Annotated in this window: 1 protein-coding gene; it reads left to right on the forward strand. The window is 72.4% G+C overall.

Annotation, left to right across the window (positions count from 1 at the left end; genetic code table 11):
* The coding region (locus tag V5O49_RS00015; RefSeq protein WP_332900439.1) for an NlpC/P60 family protein at nt 1-279 on the forward strand (279 nt) is incomplete at both ends.

The following is a 279-nucleotide window of genomic DNA, read 5'->3' on the forward strand; positions in this document are numbered from 1 at the left end:
CAGGTCGTGTCCATCGCGGCCCGCTACCTGGGCACCCAGTACGTCGTCGGCGGCGCCTCGCCCTCCGGCTTCGACTGCTCCGGCCTGGTGACCTACGTCTACGCCCAGGTCGGCGTCTCGCTGCCGCACTCCTCGAGCGCCGCCTCCTCGGTCCCGGCCTCCGCCGTCGGCTCCTCGGTCATCTCGGTCGCCTCGCGCTACGTGGGCGTCCCGTACGTCTCCGGCGGCACGACGCCGTCCGGCTTCGACTGCTCCGGGTTCACCCAGTACGTCTTCGCG

The sequence above is a fragment of the Isoptericola haloaureus genome (assembly GCF_036689775.1).
Classification (GTDB): Bacteria; Actinomycetota; Actinomycetes; order Actinomycetales; family Cellulomonadaceae; genus Isoptericola; species Isoptericola haloaureus.